This window comes from Streptomyces sp. NRRL F-5755 (genome assembly GCF_001279365.1).
Classification (GTDB): domain Bacteria; phylum Actinomycetota; class Actinomycetes; order Streptomycetales; family Streptomycetaceae; genus Streptomyces; species Streptomyces rimosus.
In genome coordinates this window covers 1-205 of sequence record NZ_LGCW01000250.1, presented here as the reverse complement: position 1 = coordinate 205, position 205 = coordinate 1, and the positions used below count along the sequence as shown (strand labels likewise).

Genomic DNA, 205 nt, shown 5'->3' with positions numbered 1-205 from the left:
CCCGTCCGGCTCCGGCAAGTCCACCCTGATGCACTGCATGGCCGGACTGGACGCGATATCTGGCGGCTCGGCCCTGATCGGCGACACCGAGCTGAACGGGCTGAAGGACAAGCACCTGACCCGGCTGCGCCGCGACAAGATCGGCTTCATCTTCCAGGCGTTCAACCTGCTGCCCACGCTGACCGCGCTGGAGAACATCACGCTG

The 205-nt window shown here is 65.9% G+C and carries 1 protein-coding gene; it reads left to right on the top strand.

Annotated elements, in window-relative coordinates:
- Nucleotides 1-205: ATP-binding cassette domain-containing protein (locus ADK86_RS19525; RefSeq protein ID WP_159393894.1), on the top strand; the 205-nt coding region annotated here is incomplete at both ends.